Below are 20,172 nucleotides of genomic sequence, written 5' to 3'. Positions count from 1 at the left end.
GCCGAGGCCGCCTCGATCAATTTGCGAAAGAATCTTGACGGTACCACGAGTTCGACCGCGTGGTCTACCTGTCTAATTACCTTACCCCGCATACTGATACCGTGGGCGATATCGAGCTGCTGCGCTCGGTCTTTCGTGCGTGCATGGGGCGCCGGGTTCAGCTGCTGTTTGTAGCCGGGCCCGCGGGCGCTGAGGATGCCACCGATGCCGCAGAACAAACGGGCAAAGGCATTATCGCGCGCGCAGCCAACGACCTGTGCCGCTACTACGCTGCTCGCGAGGGCGTTCAAACCAAGATCCTGCGCGTGCCCTTCCTCTACACTGCCTCCGCTGCGCTGGAGGATCCGTTTTTCGCGCCTCTGTTCGACGCGTGCTTAACCGGATCGGTCGCTTTGCAGGGCGCGGTGGATGCGGCGTTTCCCCTGCTGTGTGCGGAGGAGCTCGCGGTGCTGGTACGCCGCATCTTTGACAGCTGGGACGCCTCCTTTGAGACGCTCGACGTTGCCGATACCTTCCATCACACGTCGGGTGAGGTGGGCGAGGCCCTCAAGGCGCTGTTCCCCGGCCTTGCCGTTACCTATGGCGATTCTGCCGGCTACGCCCTGCCCGCTAGCGACGTCGTTCGCGTTCGCTATGGCTGGTTTCAGCGCTACGACTTGCTGCGCGACCTCTCGACTATTCAGGCTCGCTGGGATACTGGCCGCGCAAAGAAGGTCAATCCCTTGCGCGCCGCCATCGACCGTATCCAGCTGCGCACGCTGCCTATTAAATGCTTGGAGACGGGCGTTGCCTGGGTCCTGTTCGAGGTGCTGGAGCGTCTGTTCTCACAATCTGCCCAGCTCAACGTGCTCGATTATCGCCTGCTCTACGTCGTACTCATTGGTACGCTGTATGGCCTGGACTTTGGCTTGGTTGCGGCGCTGTTGGCATCGGTGGGCTTGGCCGTGAGCTACTTTACCCAATACGGCTATACCTTCCAGGGTCTGTTCTACGAGCCTTCCAACTGGCTGCCGTTTATCGCGTACTTTGTGGTGGGCGCAGTGTGCGGATATGTGCAGTTGCGCAACAGCGAGGCCATTAAGGTAGAGCGCAACCGAAACGAGCTCGTGCGTAATCGCAATACGTTCCTCACGCAGCTCTACCACGATGCCATCGAGGACAAGCGCACATACAAGCGCCAGATTGTGGGGCGCCACGATAGCTTTGGCAAGATCTTTGCCGTGACGCAAGAGCTCGACGTGCTTAATCCGCGCGACATCTACCGCAAGTGCTGCGAGCTTATGAGTGAGATTCTCGAAAACGATTCGGTGGCGATTTACCACGTTTCGGGCGGGGCGTTTGCACGTCTAGTGGCGGCGAGTCCCGCGATTGCCGAAGACGCCACGCGCTCGTTTTCGCTTGAGCAGCTTGCGCCCCTTTTGGGCGGCGGGGGTCGTTCGAACCTGTGGGTGAATCGCGAGCTGACGCCGAGGCTGCCCATGTTTGGATACACGATCGAGCGCGACGGGGCACCCGCCGTGTTGATCTCTGTGCGACGTGCGGCTCAGAATCAAATGACGCTCTATTACCAAAACCTGTTCCGCATCTTGTGCGGCTTGGTCGAAAGCGCGCTGGGGCGCGCCTTTGACTATGAGGCGGTGGCGCAGGATAAGCGCTGCGTTGACGGCACTTGCGTGCTCAAGCAGGCGGCCTTTGGCCAAGAGCTCGCGGCGGAGCAGGCGTTGGCAGATAGCAAGATGGGGAGCTTTTTGCTCCTGCGCGTGGTGCCGGGCATGGAGCCTGTCGGCGAGCTGGTGGGCGCGATTGGTTCGGCTATCCGCGAGAACGATGCGGCGGGCTTGGTCGACGGCGACGTGCTCTACCTGCTTATGCGTCAGGCAAAGGCGTGCGATCTGCCCATTATCCGCGAGCGCCTGAGCGCAAAGCAGATTGCGGTGGAGCCCGTCGACGGCGAGGACATCGTGGCGCTGTTGCAGCACATCTCTTACACCGGTGACGGTGAGGGGGGTGCCGCTTGATCTCGCTTGTCGTTGCTGCCGTCTTGCTGCTGATTCATGCGCTGGTTTGCCTGGTGCTGTGGACGCTCATGAAGCTGGGCCTGCTGCCGGTGCGCGGGCACATGCTGCCTGTGATAGTGCTGATGCCGCTGTGGGGCCCGTTGATGGTGGTTCTGCTATCGGTCCGCAGCGCGGTGTTTGGCGAGGGACTGAAAGAGTCTGCGCTGGAGTCGCTGCGCTTCAACGACGACCTGCATCGCAGTATGCCGGTGCCGAGTGGTGAGGACGATGCGGGCGTAGTGCCGCTCGAGGAGGCGCTCATCGTCAACGACCCGGCATACCGGCGCCGCCTCATGCTCTCCATGCTCACCGAGGAGCCCGACGCGTACCTGGCGCAGCTGCAGGCGGCTAAGCTTAACGACGACGTTGAGGTGGCGCACTATGCCGCGACAGCGGTGGCGCAGATCTCCAAGGAGTCCGACCTTAAGCTACAGCAGCTGGAGCGCGCCTTTAAGACGGACCCGAGCGCGCAAAACCTCAATGAATACTGCGATTTTCTTGGTGAATACTTGAACTCGGGCTTGGCCGAGGGACGCGTGGCTCAGATTCAGCGTCAGCAGTATGCTCGCTTGCTTGCGCGCCGCCGCGAGCGCGAGGACTCCTTTGAGCTGCGCGTTCGATATGCGACGGCGCTGGCCGATGTCGGCCGGATCGACGAGGCGCAGGCCGTGACCAACCAGCTGGTGCTCGACGTGCCCGAGGAGCAGGAGGTTTGGATGCTTTGCCTGCGCCTGGCGGTGATGCGCCACGACGGTGACGAGGTCCACCGTGTGATCGATGCGATCGAAAAGCAGCATGTGTATTTGAGCGCCGACAACCGCGAAAAGTTGGCGTTTTGGCGCGACGGGGAGGAGGCCCGATGAGCGTGGCGCAACATATCCGCGACCGTGCAGGCCGCTTTCGTTGGATGGGACTGCTCGTGGTGTGGGCGGTCTTTATTGCCATGGCCGCCGTGCTGCTGGTGGAGCGTGCCGGCGTGCAGTACAGTGCGGGCCAGCATAAGCTGGGGATGCTTGCCGCCAACGACGCGGTGCCGGCCTCCTCGGCGATGTTTGGTCAAAAGCCCACGTGCCTGGTCATTACCGATTCCGATCAAGCTGGCGTCGAGGACGTAAAGGAGCAGTTCGACCAGATCCTGCTCGACATGAAGATCGCGCACCGCAACGTGGACCTTGCCCTGGACGGCGCGGATGCCATTCCCTCGCTGACCTCCTACGATCGCGTGATTGTGCTTATGCCCTCGCTTGACGGACTGGGTACGCATCTGACCGACATTATGAGTTGGGTGAGTGCCGGCGGTTCGCTTATGCTGGGCATGACTCCAGATAACTCGAACTACCTGCAGGCTATTGCTTCCAAGCTTGGTATCGAATCGGCCGGATATGACTATGCGACAGCCGAAAGTATCGTTCCGAGCGATGACTTTATGTTGGGCGGAGGAGAGCGCTACGAGTTCTCGGATCCCTTCGATTCTTCGCTTTCGGTTTCATTGCGCGAAACGGCGCACGTGTGGGCAAAGACCGGTGACGCGGGCACGCCGCTCATTTGGTCTAACGATTGCGGCAGTGGTCACACCGTGGTGTGCAACATTGGCATCTACGACAAGGTCATGCGTGGGTTCTATGCTTCGGCCATAAGCTTGCTGGGTGATGCCACGGCCTATCCGGTCATCAACAGCGCCGTGTTCTATTTGGACGACTTTCCTAGCCCCGTTCCCTCGGGCGATGGTACTTATATTAAGCGTGACTACGGCCTTTCCATTGCGGATTTTTACACCAAGGTCTGGTGGCCCGATCTGCAAAAGCTCGCGCAAAAATACGGCATTCGCTATACCGGCGTGATGATCGAAAACTACGAGGACGCGGTCAACCAGACCGAGCCTGCGCGCCAGGCCGATACCACGCAGTTCCGCTACTTTGGCGGCATGCTGTTGCAGATGGGCGGAGAGCTGGGCTTTCACGGCTACAACCATCAGCCTCTGGCACTCTGGGACACCGATTACGGCACGTTGTACGACTACAAGACGTGGAAGAACAAGGAAACGCTTGTCGCATCGCTCAACGAGCTTATCGCTTTCCAGGACGAGGTGCTGCCTAACGCGCACGGCTCGGTCTACGTGCCGCCGTCAAATATCCTTTCGGCCCGCGTGCGCAAGCTTATCGGCACCGACGTTCCGCGCATTAAGACCATCGCCAGTACGTATTTTGAGGATGGCACCGACCTGCCGTACGTGCAGGAGTTTGGCGTGGCGAGCGATGGCATTGTGGAGCAGCCGCGTATTGTCTCGGGCGGCATGGTCGACGATTCCTACATGCGCCTGGCTGCCGTGTCCGAACTCAACATGCACTACGTGAGCACGCACTTTATGCATCCGGACGACCTGCTTGATCCCGATCGCGGCGCCAAGGAGGGCTGGGAGGTTTACAAGGGCGGCCTGATTGACTACCTGGACTGGCTTACCAAGTCTGCTCCCGACCTGCGTCGCCAGACCGGCTCGGAATGCTCGGGCGCTATCCAGCGTTTTTCGTCCGTGACGGTGAGCGTGGATACAAGTGCGGATGCCTGGACGCTCAACTTGGGCAATTTCCACGACGAGGCGTGGCTTATGTTCCGCGCCAACAACGGCGAGCCGGGTGCAGTCACGGGTGGCGAGATTACGCATTTGACGGGCGATCTGTACCTGGTTAAAGCCACGGATAAGACGGTGACCATTGCGCGCAAGGAGGGTGGCGACAAATGAGAATCTGCTTGGTACTCGAGGGTTGCTACCCCTATGTGCACGGCGGCGTGTCCACTTGGATGCACGGCTACATCCAGGCCATGCCCGAGCACGAGTTTGTGCTGTGGGTGATCGGCGCGCATGCTGCCGACCGCGGCAAGTTTGTCTACGAGCTGCCCGGCAACGTGGTCGAGGTGCACGAGGTGTTCCTGGACGATGCTCTGCGGCTTTCGGGCGAGCAACATGAAGCCAGTTTTAACGACCGCGAGCGCGAGGCGCTACGCCGCCTGGTGTCGCTCTCCAATCCGGACTGGGACGTGCTGTTCGATATCTTTCAGCGCCGTCGCGTGCATCCGCTCTCGTTTTTGCAGAGCCGAACGTTTATGGACATCTTCCGCGACGTGTGCCTGGCCGAGTACCCCTACACGCCCTTTGCCGATGCATTCCACACCATGCGCTCCATGTTGCTTCCCGTGCTCTACCTGTTGGGCAGCGAGGTGCCGGTGGCCGATGTGTACCATGCCATCTCGACCGGCTACGGTGGCCTGCTCGCCTGCCTGGGCTCAAGCGTTCACCATGCGCCGGTGCTGCTGACCGAGCATGGCATCTATACCCGCGAGCGCGAGGAAGAGATCATTCGCGCTGACTGGGTGGTGCCGTCGTTTAAGGATCGCTGGATTCGCTTTTTCTACCTGCTTTCGGAGGAGATCTACCGCCGCGCCTTTCGCGTGACGAGTTTGTTCCATAACGCCCGCAAGACGCAGGTCGATATGGGCTGCGATGCGGACAAATGCCTGGTCATCCCCAACGGCATCCAGTTCGACCGCTTTAAGGACATTCCCTTAAAGCCCGATGACGGCTGGGTGGACATTGGCGCGGTGGTGCGCCTGGCGCCCATCAAGGACGTCAAGACCATGATCTATGCGTTCTTTGAGCTGCACGAGCGCCTGCCCAAGGTGCGCCTGCACATTATGGGCGGCGTGGACGACGAGGAGTACGGCGCTGAGTGCCACGCGCTGGTCGATACCCTGGGCGTGCGCGACCTGATCTTTACCGGCCGCGTCAACGTGGTCGAGTACATGGAAAAGCTCGACTTTACCATTTTGACGAGCATCTCCGAGGGCCAGCTGCTCAGCGTGCTGGAGTCGCTTGCAGCGCGCCGTCCCTGCGTGACGACCGAGGTGGGCTGCTGTCGCGAGCTGCTCGAAGGCGCCCCGGGCGACGACTTTGGCGTGGCGGGTTTTGTGACGCCGCCCATGTATCGCAAGGGCTTGGCCGATGCCATGGAGCGCATGTGCGTGAGCCGCGCCCGTCGCATTGAGATGGGGGAGCGCGGGCAGCGTCGCGTTGCCACGTACTTTTTGCACGAGCAGATGCTCGCCAACTATCGCGCGCTGTACGACGAGACGGCGTGTGCGTTTAACCTGCCCAGAGAGGGGGAGTAGCCGGTGGCCGGAATTGGTTTTGAGCTCAAGCGCCTGTTTAGGCGCAAGGGCCTGTTTGCCACGATGCGCGCTTACGGCTACGCCGGCATCGTATGCACGGGCCCCATGCTGCTGGGTGTGCTGCTGCAGGTGGGTATTTTGGTGCTGTGCGGTCTGTGGGGTGTGGGCCGTGCCAACCAGGATCTGCTGGTGTGCATGGTGACCTACACACTGCTGGCCTCGCTTACGCTCACGAGCTTTTTCTCCATGCCGGTCACGCGCTTTTTGGCTGATATGTTGTTTGCCGAGCGCGAGGATGAGATACTGCCTTCGTTTTGGGGCTCCAATGCTGTCATGCTCGTTGCGGGCACGGTGCTCTACGGCGTTTTTTTGCTGTTCTCGGGCGCCACGCTGCTGCAGGGGCTGCTATGCCTGTGGCTGTTCAACATTATGATCGTCAACTGGAACGGCATGAGCTATCTCACGGCCATCAAAGACTACCGCGGCATCCTGTGCAGCTTTGCGGCCGCCATTGGCGTGGCGTGCCTGTGCGCCCTAGCCGCGCTGGCACTGGGGCTGCCGCCGGTCGAGGGCCTGTTGGCATCAGTTGCTCTGGGCTACGGCGTCATGCTCGTCTGGGACGTGGTGCTGCTTTACCGGTATTTTCCGCAGAGTGACCGGAGTCCCTGGCGTTTTTTGCGCTGGCTCGACCAATTTATGCCGCTTGCGCTTACGGGGCTGTTTACCAACTTGGGGCTTTTCGCACACCTGGTTATTATCTGGGCGGGTCCTATTGGCGTGCAGATCAAAGGCCTGTTTTACGGGGCTCCTTACCATGACGTGCCGGCACTCATTGCGTTTTTGACCACACTCGTCACGACCGTCAACTTTGTGGTCTCGGTCGAGGTCAACTTTTATCCGCGCTACCGCGACTACTACAGCCTGTTCAATGACGGTGGCGTGGTGGGCGACATTGTGGTGGCCGAGGAGGAAATGCTTGCCACGCTCAACCGAGAACTGCGGTTTTGTGCGCTCAAGCAGCTGTTTGTGACCGCAGCGGTCATTTCGCTCGAGACCACAGTGCTCTCGGCCCTGCCGCTGGGCTTTAACAACCTTATGCATGGGTATTTCCGTACATTGTGCGTGGGCTACGGCCTGTATGCCGTGGGCAACACGATCCTGCTGATCTTGCTGTACTTTACCGACTACAAGGGGGCCGTGCTGGCCTCGGGCCTGTTTGCTGGTGTGGCTGGGCTGGCGACCGCCGTGTCGTTGCTTTTGCCGCAGCAGTTTTACGGCTTTGGCTTTTTGTTGGGCGCGGCGGTGTTTTTTATCGTGGCGCTGCGGCGGCTCGATACCTATACCGCCAACTTGCCGTATCGTATCCTGAGCCAGCAGCCCATTGTGGCGACCGACAAAATGGGTCGCTTTACACAGCTGGGCCGCATGCTCGACCGTGCCGAGCAACGCTACGAGGAAGATTGTCAAAACGGCGAGCCGCATGGCGCGTTTGAGCGCATGGTGGTCCGCGTGTATCGCAACCATTGGGGAGGTTCTGATGACCGATAGGATGATATCGCGTCGCCGTTTGATTGAGGCGGCTGCCGGCGCATTGCTGCTTTCGGGCTGCTCTTCGCAGGACGAAACCTCGACCAAAAAGGTCAAAAAACAGGACAAGATTAACAAGGCCGATGCGTCTAGCAAGACCAAGCATCTTCGCGACAAGGATGAGCTGTATGAGGTCTACGACGACTCGGGCATTGTGACCATGTACCTGACGGTCTCTCGCGGCAACAGCTCCGAGAATACCGACCATAGCTGGGCCGAGATCAATACGTACTCGGTCTACGACTATGCCGACATGGGCGTGACGCGCTATCAGGTTATGGGCCTGCTGCAGGCGGGTGACGAAGACGGCCCGGTGGCCGGCGAGGTCGGCTATGGCGAGGAAGCGCCCAATGCTACCGTGCAGGTGCGCGGCCAGACGTCGAGCATGAACTCGCAAAAGAATTACAAGGTAGAGCTCAAAAAGGGCAAGGGTACCTGGCGCCATCAGCGCGCGATTGCGCTTAACAAGCACATGGGCGAGGGTATGCGTTTTCGCAACAAGATGGCCTATGACCTCATCCGTGGGATTCCCCAGATGATGGGCTTGCGCACGCAGTTTGTGCACTTATGGGTGTGCGACCAGACCGAAAAGTCCAACGATACCTTTGAGGACTACGGTCTGTTTACGCAGGTGGAGCAGCTCAACAAGACGGCGCTCAAGGCCCACGGTCTGGATAAGAGCGGGGACCTGTATAAGGTGAACAGCTTCGATTTCCATCGCTTCGAAGACACCATCAAACTGGCGGATGACCCTGACTATAACCAGACGGCGTTTGAGGGCATGCTCGAGATTAAGGGCGATTCGGACCATACCAAGTTAATCGAGATGCTCGATGCACTCAACGACGATGCGCAAAAGATCGACGATGTGCTCGACACCTACTTTGATACCGAGAATCTGGTCTATTGGATGGCGTTTCAAATCTTGACGGGCAATTGCGATACGCAGAACCGTAACTGCTATCTGTACAGCCCGCTTAACTCCAAGGTCTGGTACATCCTGGATTGGGATAACGACGGCATGCTGCGCAAGCTGGAGCTGAGCCTGAAGGGGTTCTCGGATTATGCGAGCTGGGAGCGCGGCGTGAGCAACTACTGGGGCAACGTGCTGTTTAACCGCGCGTTGCGCAGCAAGTCATTCCGCAGCGAACTCGATAGCGCCGTGAAGGATCTGCGCTCGTATATGACCGAGGCGCGCCTGAGCAAGATGATCGAGCATTATCGCGAGGTGACGGAGTCGCTCGTCTTTGCTGCGCCCGACCTAGAGAATCTGCCCGTGACCAAGGACGAATACGAGCAGATTGCCGCGGCGATTCCCTCTGAGATCGAGGAGAACTACAAGAGCTTTCGCGAGAGCTATAAGAAGCCAATGCCGTTCTACATTGGCGTGCCGCAGATCGATAACGGTAAGTTGCGCATTGGCTGGGATGCCTCCTACGACTTTAAAGCGCGTGACATTCGCTACACCGTGGAGCTGGCGCGCGACTACGCCATCAAGGACGTGATCTTTAAGGCCGAGGACGTGCTGCTGCCCGAGGCGACCTGCGATGCGCCCGATGCCGGCCAGTATTTTGTGCGCGTGCGTGCTACCAACTCCGACGACTATACGCAAGATGCGTTTGACTACTATGTGACTGACGACGGCAAACAGTACGGCATGAAGTGTTTTTACGTGCAGGACGGCGGTAAGGTCGTGGAGGACACGTATGAGGAGGGCTAGCGCGCTGCTTGAGCGCTTGGCGGCCCCGCCTGCGCGTACCACGCAAGAGCGTTACCGCCACGAGCTCAAATATCTCATTAACGAGGGCGAGCACGCCGCGCTTGCCTGTCGCATGGCGCCGGCGTTTAAGCTGGACAAGCATGCGCAGGCGGGCGGTTACACCATTCGCAGCCTGTACTTTGACGACTACTGTAACTCGGCCTACGAGGAAAAAGACGCCGGTATTCTCATGCGCAAAAAGTACCGCGTGCGCATCTATAACGGTGGCGACAAGGTGATTAAGCTCGAGCGCAAAAAGAAGTACGGTAGCTGGATCTATAAGGAGGACGCGCCGCTCACGCGTGGCGAGTTTGAGCAGATTCTGGCCGGAGACTACGATTTTTTGCTGACGAGCCCCTATCCGCTCTGCCGCGAGTTCTACGTCGAGTGCATCTGCAACGTGATGCGCCCGCGGACCATCGTGGACTACGAGCGCGAGCCGTGGGTGATGGATGAGGGCACCGTGCGCATCACGTTTGACATGAACGTGCGTGCCGCGGTGGGAAGCTTCGATATCTTTGACGCGACGCTGCCCACGCTGCCGGTCCTGGAGCCCGGCAAGCTGGTGATGGAGGTCAAGTTTACGGAGTTTTGCCCGCAGCTGGTGCGCGATATGGTGCCGCCGGGCGCGGCCGAGCTTACGGCGGTCTCCAAGTACTGCCTGTGTTACGAAAAGACCGCCTACCTGCGCGGTTTTAACTACTGGGCATCGGATTTTGAGAACCGAGGGGATATTTAGACCATGAGCACCAGGGATTTTTTTAAGAACTCCGTCTTGGAAGCGTTTGGCCAGGTCGACCCTGCCAAGATCGGTCTGTCGCTGCTCGTGGCGCTCGCCATGGGCATCCTGATCTATTGCGTGTACAAGCGCTTTTTTACCGGCGTGGTGTATTCGCGCAGTTTTGCCGTGACGCTCGTGGGCATGTGCGTGCTTACCTGCATGGTCACGCTCGCGATCTCGACGAACGTGGTCATCTCGCTCGGTATGGTCGGTGCTTTGTCCATCGTCCGCTATCGTACGGCGGTTAAGGACCCGCTCGACCTGCTGTATCTGTTTTGGGCCATTACCACGGGCATTACGGCGGGTGCCGGCATGTACGCGCTCGTGGGGCTCACGGCAGTGGTGATCGTGGTGATGATTGCCGGCTTCGCGAGCCACCAAGACAAGGCGCGCGTGTACATGATGGTCATCCACTACACGGGCCAGACTACCGGCGATGATATCGTGCGCGCGTTTGGGCGCACCAAGTTTTCCGTCAAGTCCAAGACCATGCGCGGCGACAAGGTCGAGATGGCCGTGGAGGTGTTCTCGGACGGCGTTGACATGCCCTATGCGGACGCGATCCGTGCGCTCGACGGCGTAGAGGACCTCACGCTCATCCAATACAACGGTGAGTATCACGGTTAGTTGGGTTTCGGCGCTCGCTGACGTTTTTTCGACCTGGGTGAAATCAATTCATCTGGAGTGCCTTTATGGCTATCATGGTGAAAGCGATTTCAATGACAGGGGTACCATTGGTAAAGATGAAAGATGTCGCCGAGCTGGCGGGCGTTTCGAGCGCCGCGGTCTCGCGCTATCTTAACGGTGGCTATATTTCGGCAGATAAGGCCGAGCGCATTAAGCAGGCGATCGAGCAGACCGGCTACGTGCGCTCCAACCAGGCCCGCGCGCTGCGCACGGGGTCTACCAAGCTCATCGGCGTCATCGTGCCTAAGATCAACTCCGAATCGGTGAGCCGTATTACCGCCGGTATTGGCCAGGTACTCGGCCGCCGCGGCTACCAGATGTTGCTGGCAAATACCGACAATTTGGCGGAGCGCGAGCTCGAGTACCTGGACCTGTTTCAGAACCACCCGGTTGACGGCATCGTGCTCGTGGCAACCATGATTACCGATGAGCATCGCCACGCCATCGCATCCTGCCGCGTGCCGATGGTGCTGATTGGCCAAAACGTCGAGGGCGCGGCCTGCGTGTACCACGACGACTATGAGGCTGCTTTTGAGCTGGGCCGGGCGTTGGCTGGGCGTGTGACGGGCAAGATCGGCTACGTCGGCGTTACCGAGGACGACCAAGCCGCCGGCTACGATCGCCGTCACGGTCTGCAAGCCGGTCTGGCTGCTGCGGGCGTTGAGCTCGACCCCGCGATGATCCGCTATGGCTCGTTTACGTTGGATTCCGGCTATCGTGCCGCGCGTGAGTTGCTGCAGGCCGATTCGCATCTTGACTTTATTGCCTGTGCGACCGATACCATGGCCGCCGGTGCCCTGCGCGCGATCGATGAGGTGCGTGGCGCGGGAGAGGGCGCCCATCGCGTGAGCGGTTTTGGCGACAACGCCTTTTTGCGTGCGCTGACGGGCGGTATCCCTACCGTGCATTACGGCTATCTGACCAGTGGCGTTGAGGCCACGAGTATGTTGCTCGACGTGGTTGACGGCGTGGAGGGGGAGCGCGGCATGCGCGCGCTCAAACTGGATCATCAGCTCATGTGCGTGTAGCCGGCGGGCATTATTGCCCGTTCTTTCCGAGCCCTCAGCAAGGCCTTTAGTTTCCTCCAGATTCTGATCGGCTATCACAAGCTTGGCTTCTAGGCGTTTGGTCGTGGGCTGTCGGAGCGCTTGGCGGCGCTCTGGCGCTATACTGCAGCCGTTACCCATGATGCGGGGAACGCCCGTGTCATGGGTTTTTGCTTTTGAAGGGACGGTGCCGTATGGACGTGCGGGGATTCGAAGAGGCATGGAGTGCGCGTGCCCGTGCGCGCGAGGCTCGGTTGCTGGCGGCACCGCATGTGCCGGCGGCATTGTCGTTGCTGGGTATCGTGCGTCCCGGTGACCGTCTGGTGGCTTTCGCGGATGACTTCGCCGCTGCGTTTTCGCGCGGTTTTGAGGTCCACGATGTAGTGCTGGTGGGGGAGCTGTCCGTTGCGGCGTTTGAGGCTGCGTCCGAGGGTTTTGCCGATTCGTTTGACGCTGAGGCCCCGCATCTGTGGTGGTTCGTGAACTCCATTGGCGGCTTTGGCCTGCGCGTGCCCGACCTTCGCGCGTTGGGGCGGGCGGCGCGTGCGTGTGGTGCGTTGCTGGTGGTTGATAACACCGTTTCGTCGGTCTTTGGGTGCGATCCGCTGCGTTTGGGTGCCGTGCTGTCGCTCGAGGCACTCGACCGTGTGTGCGCTGGTGAGGGGCCGCGAAACCTGGTGGCCGTTTCGGTTGCGCGCTCGCAGCTCAAGCGCCATCGTATGGATGCTGCGGGTGAATGTGCGCATGCGGTGCTTGCTAGCTGCGGTTTGTCCACGCTCGATTTGGGCAACGATGAGGCCGGCGTGCTGGAGCGAGGCCTCGTTTCGCTCGAAGCCCGCATGCAGGCCCACTTCGACCGTGCCCGCGCTCTTGCGGAGTACCTGGCTGCGAATGAAATGGTGCGCAACGTGCGCTATCCCGGTCTGGCGTCGCATCCCGATCACGCGGTGGCGACGGGTGTCCTGGAACACGGCTTTGGCCCTGCAGTGGAGTTCGACCTGATACATCGCACGGCAGCCGATCTATTCGAAACCCTGCCCGACGAGTTCCGCGCATCACCCGCCGGCGGCGCAGCGACACGCCTCTCAGCTCCATGCGGCAAGCGGGCAGCCACCATCCGTCTCTTCGCCGGCACCGACAACCCCCTGCAAGTAGCCGCCACCCTAGACAACGCCTTCAAAAAGTAGCTAAAAAGCCCGCCCCAAAAAGCTACCCTGGTGCCGTGTCACGAAAACGGCCTATCTACCACGTTTAACCTCTAGGGGTCGACCATAGCCACATTTTTTGAAAATCGTCAAGCCTTCTACCAGTGGTTTTGTTTTCTTAATATCCGGTATGGTCGAGGGTATTCGGCTAAACGTAGTAGATGGGCCCATTTTGTGGCACGCAACTCAATTCGTAAGCGCGGCGGACTATTAAACAGCCCTAAACAGACTACTCTGCGTTGATGGTGGCGATGAGGCCGTCTTCTGGTGGTGCGACATGCTCTTGGTGGACTCCAGGACGGCCGCGGAGAAGCTCGCGACGATGCCCGCCGACGCCGACATGGGCCTGCTCTATAGGACCTACTCGGCCTCCTCGAAGCGTGAGGACGGCAGCTCGGAGTGGGACGACAGGCCCGTGTGGGGGCTCCACCACGGGGATCCGTACCCGTTCTGGCTTGATTGGCATCCGGGGGCAGGCGTTCCCTCGTGACACGCTTTTTGTCCTATAGCCCGTTTTCACGCTGTCGCCCTGCGGCGTTCGGTGAAAATAAGGTCGTTCGCCTACCGGTTCGTTGTTGGCCGAACGCTGCTTTTTCGTATGATGAGCTCTATCGGATAATCGCAACACTCCGGTTCGATCGAGTTTCCGCTTGCGAGCTCGATTGCCTTAAGCGCCACATCTCGTCCCAATGCCTCGTAATCGTATGCAATGCTGGTGAGAGATATTGATGGGAGGCTGCTGAAGGCGTGGTTTCCAAAGCTTGCGACTCGTATATCCCTTGGAACGGAAAGTCCTTTGGCATCGAGTGCGGAGAAGATTCCCAGGCAGAACCCATCTGATGCGGAAACAATGTAGTCGGGCTTCCATTCAAGCGCCTTAGCGGCACATGCATAGCCATGGTTGTCGACATGATCGACCTCGATAACGCGGACTTGGGTATCAGAGGATAGCGTGCTCAAGACGCCCCTACAGCGCTCTTCTCCTGCCGACGGGTCATCGGAACCCATGGATAGGTAGACAAGGCGCTCTGGGTGTTGCCGTGCGACGTGCTCGCCCAGGAGGCGACCTCCCGAGTAGTCGTCAATTTTGCACCAGGGGAGGGCGTCGTAAGTCCGCCCGAGGATGATGGTGGGCACTTTGATGCGCGATAGAAAGTCACGGTGCCCCTCGGTGATGAGCGCCGTGCCCAGTATGAGGGCATCGACTCCCTGCTGAATGAGCGCGCGCATATTCGCGATTTTGTTATCCTCGCCGGTTTCGTCGATCATGATGAATGGCTGATATCCGGCATCGTGGCACGCTGAGCTTATGGTCGAGAGCACGCGGTTTACACTTGGAGAGTCGAATCCGTCAATGAGAACACCAATCAAGTAGCTTCGATTTGTTTTAAGACGGCTGGCAAATATATTGCTTTGAAAGCCGGTCTGCTGGATGACGGCGGCGATTTTGTCTGCGGACTGTTGGGATATGCTCCCGCCGTTTAAATAGCGAGATACCGTGCTTTTTGATAAGCCGCTCAGGGCGGCCACATCTTTGATGTTCATTCCGAATAGTCCAATCGCCGATAACGACATGAGGTGCCTTTACTCGCGAGCGGATGCGCGTGGCGGGCAAAAAGTGTTCGGTTACATATTACGTTGCCGCACGCATTTTGAACGTGAGCGGTTGATATATGGCGGCGAACGGTAGCATCACAAGGTTCCGCGAAGTTTATCTTGACTGAATATGAAATCGAATACAGAATAAGAATCGTCAGTGGGAACGTTCCCACGTTGAGCCGGATGGTCGAGGGGGTGCCACTCATGTTTGATTCTTCCAATGACGCAATAACGTATCGCGTCAATAAGGACAAGCAGTTGGGAGCCATAAAACGCAGATTGGCCGAAGGGAATGAGGCGCGGCGCTTCGTAATCCAAACTTCTGCCGGCGAAATAGCCGTGTATCGGTATGGCGCAGTTGAGGGGAGGTCGTGCGATCAGGCGCTGCCACTCGTTTTTAATTTTCATGGAGGCGGGTATGTTCTACAAGACTGGGAGCTCGATATCCCGTTTTGCCGGGACCTCTCACGTTCAACTGGGTCAACGGTTCTCAATGTCGATTATCTCGTGGGGCCGGAGCACAAGTTTCCCGTCCCGCAGCACTCGGCTTTGGAGGTCATCAAGTATTGTGACGCCCATCGATCCGAAATGGGCCTTACAGGCGGCCCCATAATTGTTTGCGGTCACAGCGCGGGAGGCAATCTTGCTGCAGCCCTTTGCGTCTTGGCCTCTCGATCCGATGAGGTATCGATAGGTGGCCTCATCATGAACTATCCGCCGCTTGCGCCCCTGAGCGTTCAACGGCCAAGCGTGAATACCGGCTCGGCGCTATCACAAACGAGGATGCAACAGTACGCATCGTGGGCATATGCGACGGAGGCCGACATGCTGGACCCTGTTGCGTCTCCGCTTCTTGCCACGGATGTTGTGTGGCCGCCGGCTCTCGTGCACGCCGCCAGCTTGGACACGCTTTGCGAAGACTCGCGGCGCTTTGCCGCGATGCTGGACGAGGCCGGAGTGGCCGTAGATTACAAATGCTATGAGGGCTGCCACCACGGCTTTACTCATGAGGCTTTTGCGCGTGAATACGACCCGTGCGCTTCAAAGGACGTATTGATGCGAACGGCTGCGTTCGTGCGCCGTGTGGCAACTGCCGCGGTCGTTGATGAGGGGGGCGTGGCGTAATGTATACGACCGACATCAAGCTCGATGCTCAAGGTAGATCGACCCTGCGCACCTTTTTTCTTGAACCTAATATCTCTTATCAGGTTAAGAAGCTCCGACCGCTTGTGATCGTGTGCCCTGGTGGAGGCTATGTATTGCATGCGACAAAGGAGCAAGAGCCTGTTGCCATGCGCTTTGCTGGCGCAGGATATCATACCGCGGTATTGAGATATCCGGTTTTGTTTCGATCGCGCCCAAAGAAGCCAGGCGAAGAGCTTGTAATAGATCGTACAGCAACGTTTCCCGCCCCTTTGATTGCGCTTATGCAAGCGATGGCCTGGGTCCGGGCTCATGCTCAAGAGTATGCCATCGATGCATCTCGCATATACGTGGTTGGCTTCTCAGCTGGCGCCCATCTCGCCGCGTGTCTTGCCGAGCATTGGGATGATCCGGACTTGCTGAGCCAGGTGCCTGGGGTTGATCCGCGTGACTGCGCGCCCACGGGTGTGGTGCTTGGCTATCCGCTCGTGAACCCTTTGGATATGGCAACTCGCGCTGTTGACAGCTGTCCAAAAGAGATGCGTTGGCAAATTCCATATATCCAGCGCGCCCTGTTTGGGCGAAACGACGGTGCGGCCGAATGCGATGAGCGTTTCGACCTGATTTCCGGAGTGAGGCCTGATATGCCCAGGGTATTCATGTGGCAAACCGCGGAGGACCAAGTGGTTAATCCCGCTCGTGCGTGCCAGTTTGCCGCGGCCCTGATAGATGCTGGCGTTCCCTGCGAGTTTCATCTATTCCCAACGGGGCCACATGGAATGGCTCTCTGCGAGCCGACCTCTGCTGCAAAGGCTGAGGATGAAGATGCGTATGCCGCGGCGTGGGTGCCGCTTGCCCTCGCATGGTTGCGGCGCGACGAGCCGCATCGGGATCAGGCATCTCTTTAATAGTGTTTTGTTGCCGTAGTGGTCGAGCCTGGAGAATGGGCTTAGTCCACACGATGAAAGGAGACGGTATGGCAGACTACAAAAAGACAGCGGAAGGAGTACTCGCGGCAATTGGCGGGGCGGCCAACGTGGCGTTTGCCACGCACTGTGTGACGCGCCTTAGGTTCAACCTTGCCGATCAGGCGCTCGTTGACCGTGATGCGGTCCGCGCGGTACCTGGTGTTTTGGGGAGCAATACTCTGGAGAGCAGTATCAGGTCATCATTGGCCCCACGGTCACCCATGTGTACAACGAAGTTTGCGAGGTCGGTGGCATCGAGCATCAGGCTGCTGTCGACGAGAACCTCGATTCGCAGTCGACGGAAGCTGAAAAGCAGCCTCTTACGCCGGCGCGCGTCGGTAACGCCATCCTTGACGCGCTGACTGGCTGCCTCACGCCGGTCATCCCCATGCTTGTTGCGGGCGGCTTGGTCAAGTTGATCCTCATGATCCTGGGCCCGTCCGCATTGGGCCTGGTCCAGGAGGGAAGCGATCTATTCAAGCTGCTCACCTTTGTTGGTGACGCAGGGTTCTACTTCTTGCCCATGGCGGTTGCATATACGGGATCGAAGAAGTTCGGTTCCAACACCGTGATCTCTGTGTTCATTGCCGGCATCATGCTGCACCCGACGATGGCGGAAATCGTGGCAGCCGGTAAGCCCTTCACCGTTTACGGGATACCCATGTGGCTTACCACGTATGGATCCACCGTATTCCCGATGATTCTCATCACCGCCGTGCAGGCACAGGTGGAAAAGCTGCTCAATCGCATCATCCCCGATCAAGTTCACCTCTTGTTCGTTCCCGTGCTCACCGTTCTTGCCATGACTCCGGTTGCCCTCTGCGTCCTTGGTCCTTGCGGCGCCATTATGGGTGTTGCGATTGAGTCCGCCCTCATGTGGGTTCACGATGTCCTCGGTCCGGTTGGAATCGCCCTTATCGGCGCGCTGTTCATGCCGCTTGTTGCCACGGGTATGCATCTTCCCATCATCGTGTTGGGCATGAGCACCCTTGCGACCCAAGGATATGAAAATGTCATTTTTGTCATGGGTGCTGCTTCCACGTTTGCTTCGATCGCTTGCGGCCTTGGCTTTCTCATTAAGGCCAAGACTGCCGAGGACCGCGAGCTCGGACTTAGCTGCTTCATTACCCAGGCACTCGTGGGAGTTGGTGAGCCGACCATCTTTGGCATCCTGCTTCGCTATCCGCGTGTACTGGCGTATCAGGCAATCGGCACGTTTGTGGGCACGCTGTACGCGGCGATCATGGGTGTCACCTGCTACGCTCCGCTCTATACGAATTTCACCGTGGTTCTCGAGTTTATCGGGGGAGATAGCATGGCAAACTTCGTGCATGCCTGCATCTCCGGTGGCATCGGCTTTGTTGTAACGCTTGCGCTTATTATGATTCTCGGTGTTGAGGGCAACAAGAGTCGCCAGTCTTAGAGGTGTGTTGTGGCGCCCGATTTGCGAATGCGCATTTCGGGCGCTTTATGTTCGTTGCGTCGCGGCACATGATGAGCTTGGTTTCCGTGGGAGGGTGATTTCCCGTGAGTTATACGGTGATTCGTATTGGTGTCAGGATGTATCGCATCGTCGATCCTCTTGGCGTAGCCATGTATCTTGTTTGCGGCTCGCGCCGTGCCGCTCTTTTGGACACGGGGTGTGGCGTGCCCGGGCTCGCTGCCGTTGTTCGGCAGATTACCAACCTGCCGGTCACAGTGCTTCTTTCTCACGGGCATGTCGACCATGCGATGGGGGCGGGAGAGTTTGGCTCGGCGCATATGAACCTGATGGATCTTCCGGTGTATCGCGCCCACGCCGCTATTTCTTATCGCCAGCGATTTGTCGCTGGATGCGGATTTTCGAACATTGAGCTCGAGCCCCATCTTGAGGAGCGGGCATTGAAGCCCCTGCGCGGAGGCGATGTGTTCGACCTTGGCGGGGTTACCGTTGAGGCGTACGCCGTTCCAGGGCACACTCACGGATCCATGATTTTTTTGGTGCCGGAGGAACGCGCTGCCATGTTCGGCGACGCATGTGGGCCGGGGACGATTTTGCTTGAGGATTGGTCCACCGATGTGAAGACCTATCGGAGGGCCCTCGAGAGCGTGCGCGTGCTGGATGGTCGCTATGATCGCATCGTGCGAAATCGCGGTACCTACGAATCGCCGGTCTTCTTGCTGGAGACGGTGATTGAGGTATGTGACGCAATTTTATCGGGTCATGACGATCGCGTGCCGCTTCCGCCGTCGTGCATGGATCTGTTGCCTCGTCCGGCCGCCCTGCCTGCGTATCGCGCCATACGAACAATGGTGACTCGTCAAGGTGAAGTCCGCGTGGATGGGCGCGAAGGTAACGTGAGCTATCGTGCCGACAAGGCTCCGCAGGGAAGGGGATAGGAACATGTCAAAAAGATTGCTGGTCAGAGCTGATGATCTGGGATTTAGCGAAGCGGTCAATTATGGGATTGAGCGCACCTTGCATACGGGAATCGTGCGCAGCGTCGGCGTTATGGCAAACATGCCCGCAGCGGAGCATGGTGTAAGGTTGCTGTCCGGTCATGATGTCGCAGTCGGTCTACATGCGTGCATTAGCGCCGGCGAGCCACTATCTGATTCGAGCCTTGTGCCGTCACTTGTGGAGTCAACTGGGCAGTTCCACGGAAGCGCCGCGTATAGAGCGGTCGAGGAAGATTTCGTTTCATTTGAAGAGGCATACCGGGAGATCCGTTTGCAGGTCGATCAACTTAAGTCTTTACTTGGACGACTCCCGGATTATATTGACATTCATGCCGTGCTTTCACCGTCATTTATGAGGGCGGCGGCAGCCGTTGCCGAGAAGCTCGGACTGCCTGTAAGCTTGTTGCCCGATCGCGGTTGTGACTCAATGAGGGTCGGCGGTTCGATTGTTCGTGTTTTGCCGATGCGCCCTGCCGCCTCTGTTCAAGATGCGCGCAAGCATTTTCTCGATGGCGCGGCGTCCATCAGTTTAGGGGAGACTGCAATGGCGATTTGCCATCCAGGGTGCCTCGATGCTTACATCATGGAGCACTCTTCGCTTACGGAAAGCCGAACTTACGAAGCTGAGGCACTGAGTAGCGCCGGCATGATCGATCAACTTGCGCGGCTTGGAATCGAATTGATTGATTATCGAGTTTTATAGCTTCAATTCGGTATGTCACGGATGATGACGCTGC

At 58.7% G+C, this 20,172-nt stretch carries 16 protein-coding genes and 1 pseudogene; 16 read left to right on the top strand and 1 reads right to left on the bottom strand.

Annotated features, from left to right (window positions below):
• Positions 1 to 59: 59 nt before the first annotated feature.
• The 10 genes from DW024_RS00785 (at position 60) to DW024_RS00740 (ending at position 13,268) form a co-directional block, all read left to right on the top strand.
• Entirely contained in the window at positions 60 to 2,018 is a 1,959-nt protein-coding gene (locus tag DW024_RS00785; protein ID WP_118376717.1) for a DUF4118 domain-containing protein, read from the top strand.
• Positions 2,015 to 2,920: a tetratricopeptide repeat protein gene (locus DW024_RS00780; RefSeq protein WP_118376716.1), complete on the top strand. Its 906-nt coding sequence runs from the start codon at positions 2,015 to 2,017 to the stop codon at positions 2,918 to 2,920. The genes DW024_RS00785 and DW024_RS00780 overlap by 4 nt, the downstream gene beginning before the upstream one ends.
• Positions 2,917 to 4,797: a DUF2194 domain-containing protein gene (locus tag DW024_RS00775; protein WP_118376715.1), complete on the top strand. Its 1,881-nt coding sequence runs from the start codon at positions 2,917 to 2,919 to the stop codon at positions 4,795 to 4,797. Before DW024_RS00780 ends, DW024_RS00775 begins: the two co-directional genes overlap by 4 nt.
• A complete protein-coding gene (gene pelF / locus DW024_RS00770) occupies positions 4,794 to 6,221 on the top strand; it encodes a GT4 family glycosyltransferase PelF (protein WP_118376714.1) in 1,428 nt (475 codons plus the stop codon). Before DW024_RS00775 ends, pelF begins: the two co-directional genes overlap by 4 nt.
• Before the next feature lie 3 nt (positions 6,222 to 6,224).
• Positions 6,225 to 7,769, top strand: a complete 1,545-nt coding sequence (gene pelG, locus DW024_RS00765) for an exopolysaccharide Pel transporter PelG (protein WP_118376713.1) — start codon at positions 6,225 to 6,227, stop codon at positions 7,767 to 7,769.
• On the top strand, positions 7,759 to 9,528 hold the full coding sequence (locus DW024_RS00760; protein WP_118376712.1) for a CotH kinase family protein: 1,770 nt from the start codon (positions 7,759 to 7,761) through the stop codon (positions 9,526 to 9,528). The genes pelG and DW024_RS00760 overlap by 11 nt, the downstream gene beginning before the upstream one ends.
• Positions 9,515 to 10,306: a polyphosphate polymerase domain-containing protein gene (locus tag DW024_RS00755; protein ID WP_118376711.1), complete on the top strand. Its 792-nt coding sequence runs from the start codon at positions 9,515 to 9,517 to the stop codon at positions 10,304 to 10,306. Before DW024_RS00760 ends, DW024_RS00755 begins: the two co-directional genes overlap by 14 nt.
• Before the next feature lie 3 nt (positions 10,307 to 10,309).
• Positions 10,310 to 10,975, top strand: a complete 666-nt coding sequence (locus DW024_RS00750) for a DUF4956 domain-containing protein (protein ID WP_118376710.1) — start codon at positions 10,310 to 10,312, stop codon at positions 10,973 to 10,975.
• A 116-nt stretch (positions 10,976 to 11,091) separates the two neighbouring features.
• A complete protein-coding gene (locus DW024_RS00745; protein ID WP_233539171.1) occupies positions 11,092 to 12,063 on the top strand; it encodes a LacI family DNA-binding transcriptional regulator in 972 nt (323 codons plus the stop codon).
• 212 nt (positions 12,064 to 12,275) lie between these two features.
• A complete protein-coding gene (locus DW024_RS00740) occupies positions 12,276 to 13,268 on the top strand; it encodes a PLP-dependent transferase (RefSeq protein WP_118376709.1) in 993 nt (330 codons plus the stop codon).
• 579 nt (positions 13,269 to 13,847) lie between these two features.
• Here the strand turns inward: DW024_RS00740 and DW024_RS00730 are convergent.
• Positions 13,848 to 14,831, bottom strand: coding sequence for a LacI family DNA-binding transcriptional regulator (locus tag DW024_RS00730; protein WP_158572101.1), 984 nt, complete (start codon positions 14,829 to 14,831; stop codon positions 13,848 to 13,850).
• Positions 14,832 to 15,089: 258 nt separating this feature from the next.
• Here DW024_RS00730 and DW024_RS00725 point away from each other — a divergent pair, with 258 nt between their 5' ends.
• From DW024_RS00725 to DW024_RS00700, 6 genes and pseudogenes are all read left to right on the top strand, one after another.
• Positions 15,090 to 16,010, top strand: coding sequence for an alpha/beta hydrolase (locus DW024_RS00725; RefSeq protein WP_158572100.1), 921 nt, complete (start codon positions 15,090 to 15,092; stop codon positions 16,008 to 16,010).
• Positions 16,010 to 16,936, top strand: coding sequence for an alpha/beta hydrolase (locus tag DW024_RS00720; protein ID WP_117816802.1), 927 nt, complete (start codon positions 16,010 to 16,012; stop codon positions 16,934 to 16,936). Before DW024_RS00725 ends, DW024_RS00720 begins: the two co-directional genes overlap by 1 nt.
• Positions 16,891 to 17,118 (top strand): annotated as a pseudogene (locus tag DW024_RS10430) (PTS transporter subunit EIIB); the annotation flags it as partial. The gene DW024_RS00720 and the pseudogene DW024_RS10430, both read left to right, overlap by 46 nt.
• 101 nt (positions 17,119 to 17,219) lie before the next feature.
• Positions 17,220 to 18,419, top strand: a complete 1,200-nt coding sequence (locus tag DW024_RS00710; RefSeq protein WP_147352034.1) for a PTS transporter subunit EIIC — start codon at positions 17,220 to 17,222, stop codon at positions 18,417 to 18,419.
• A gap of 104 nt (positions 18,420 to 18,523) precedes the next feature.
• Positions 18,524 to 19,375, top strand: a complete 852-nt coding sequence (locus DW024_RS00705; RefSeq protein ID WP_118376704.1) for an MBL fold metallo-hydrolase — start codon at positions 18,524 to 18,526, stop codon at positions 19,373 to 19,375.
• 4 nt (positions 19,376 to 19,379) lie between these two features.
• Positions 19,380 to 20,138 (top strand): ChbG/HpnK family deacetylase, encoded by a 759-nt coding sequence (locus tag DW024_RS00700; RefSeq protein ID WP_118376703.1) that lies wholly within the window; start codon positions 19,380 to 19,382, stop codon positions 20,136 to 20,138.
• The last annotated feature ends 34 nt before the right edge of the window (positions 20,139 to 20,172 follow it).

This window comes from Collinsella sp. AF37-9 (genome assembly GCF_003475115.1).
Lineage (GTDB): Bacteria > Actinomycetota > Coriobacteriia > Coriobacteriales > Coriobacteriaceae > Collinsella.
The sequence above is the reverse complement of the archived record's forward strand: the minus strand, read 5'-3'. Positions and strand labels throughout refer to the sequence as shown.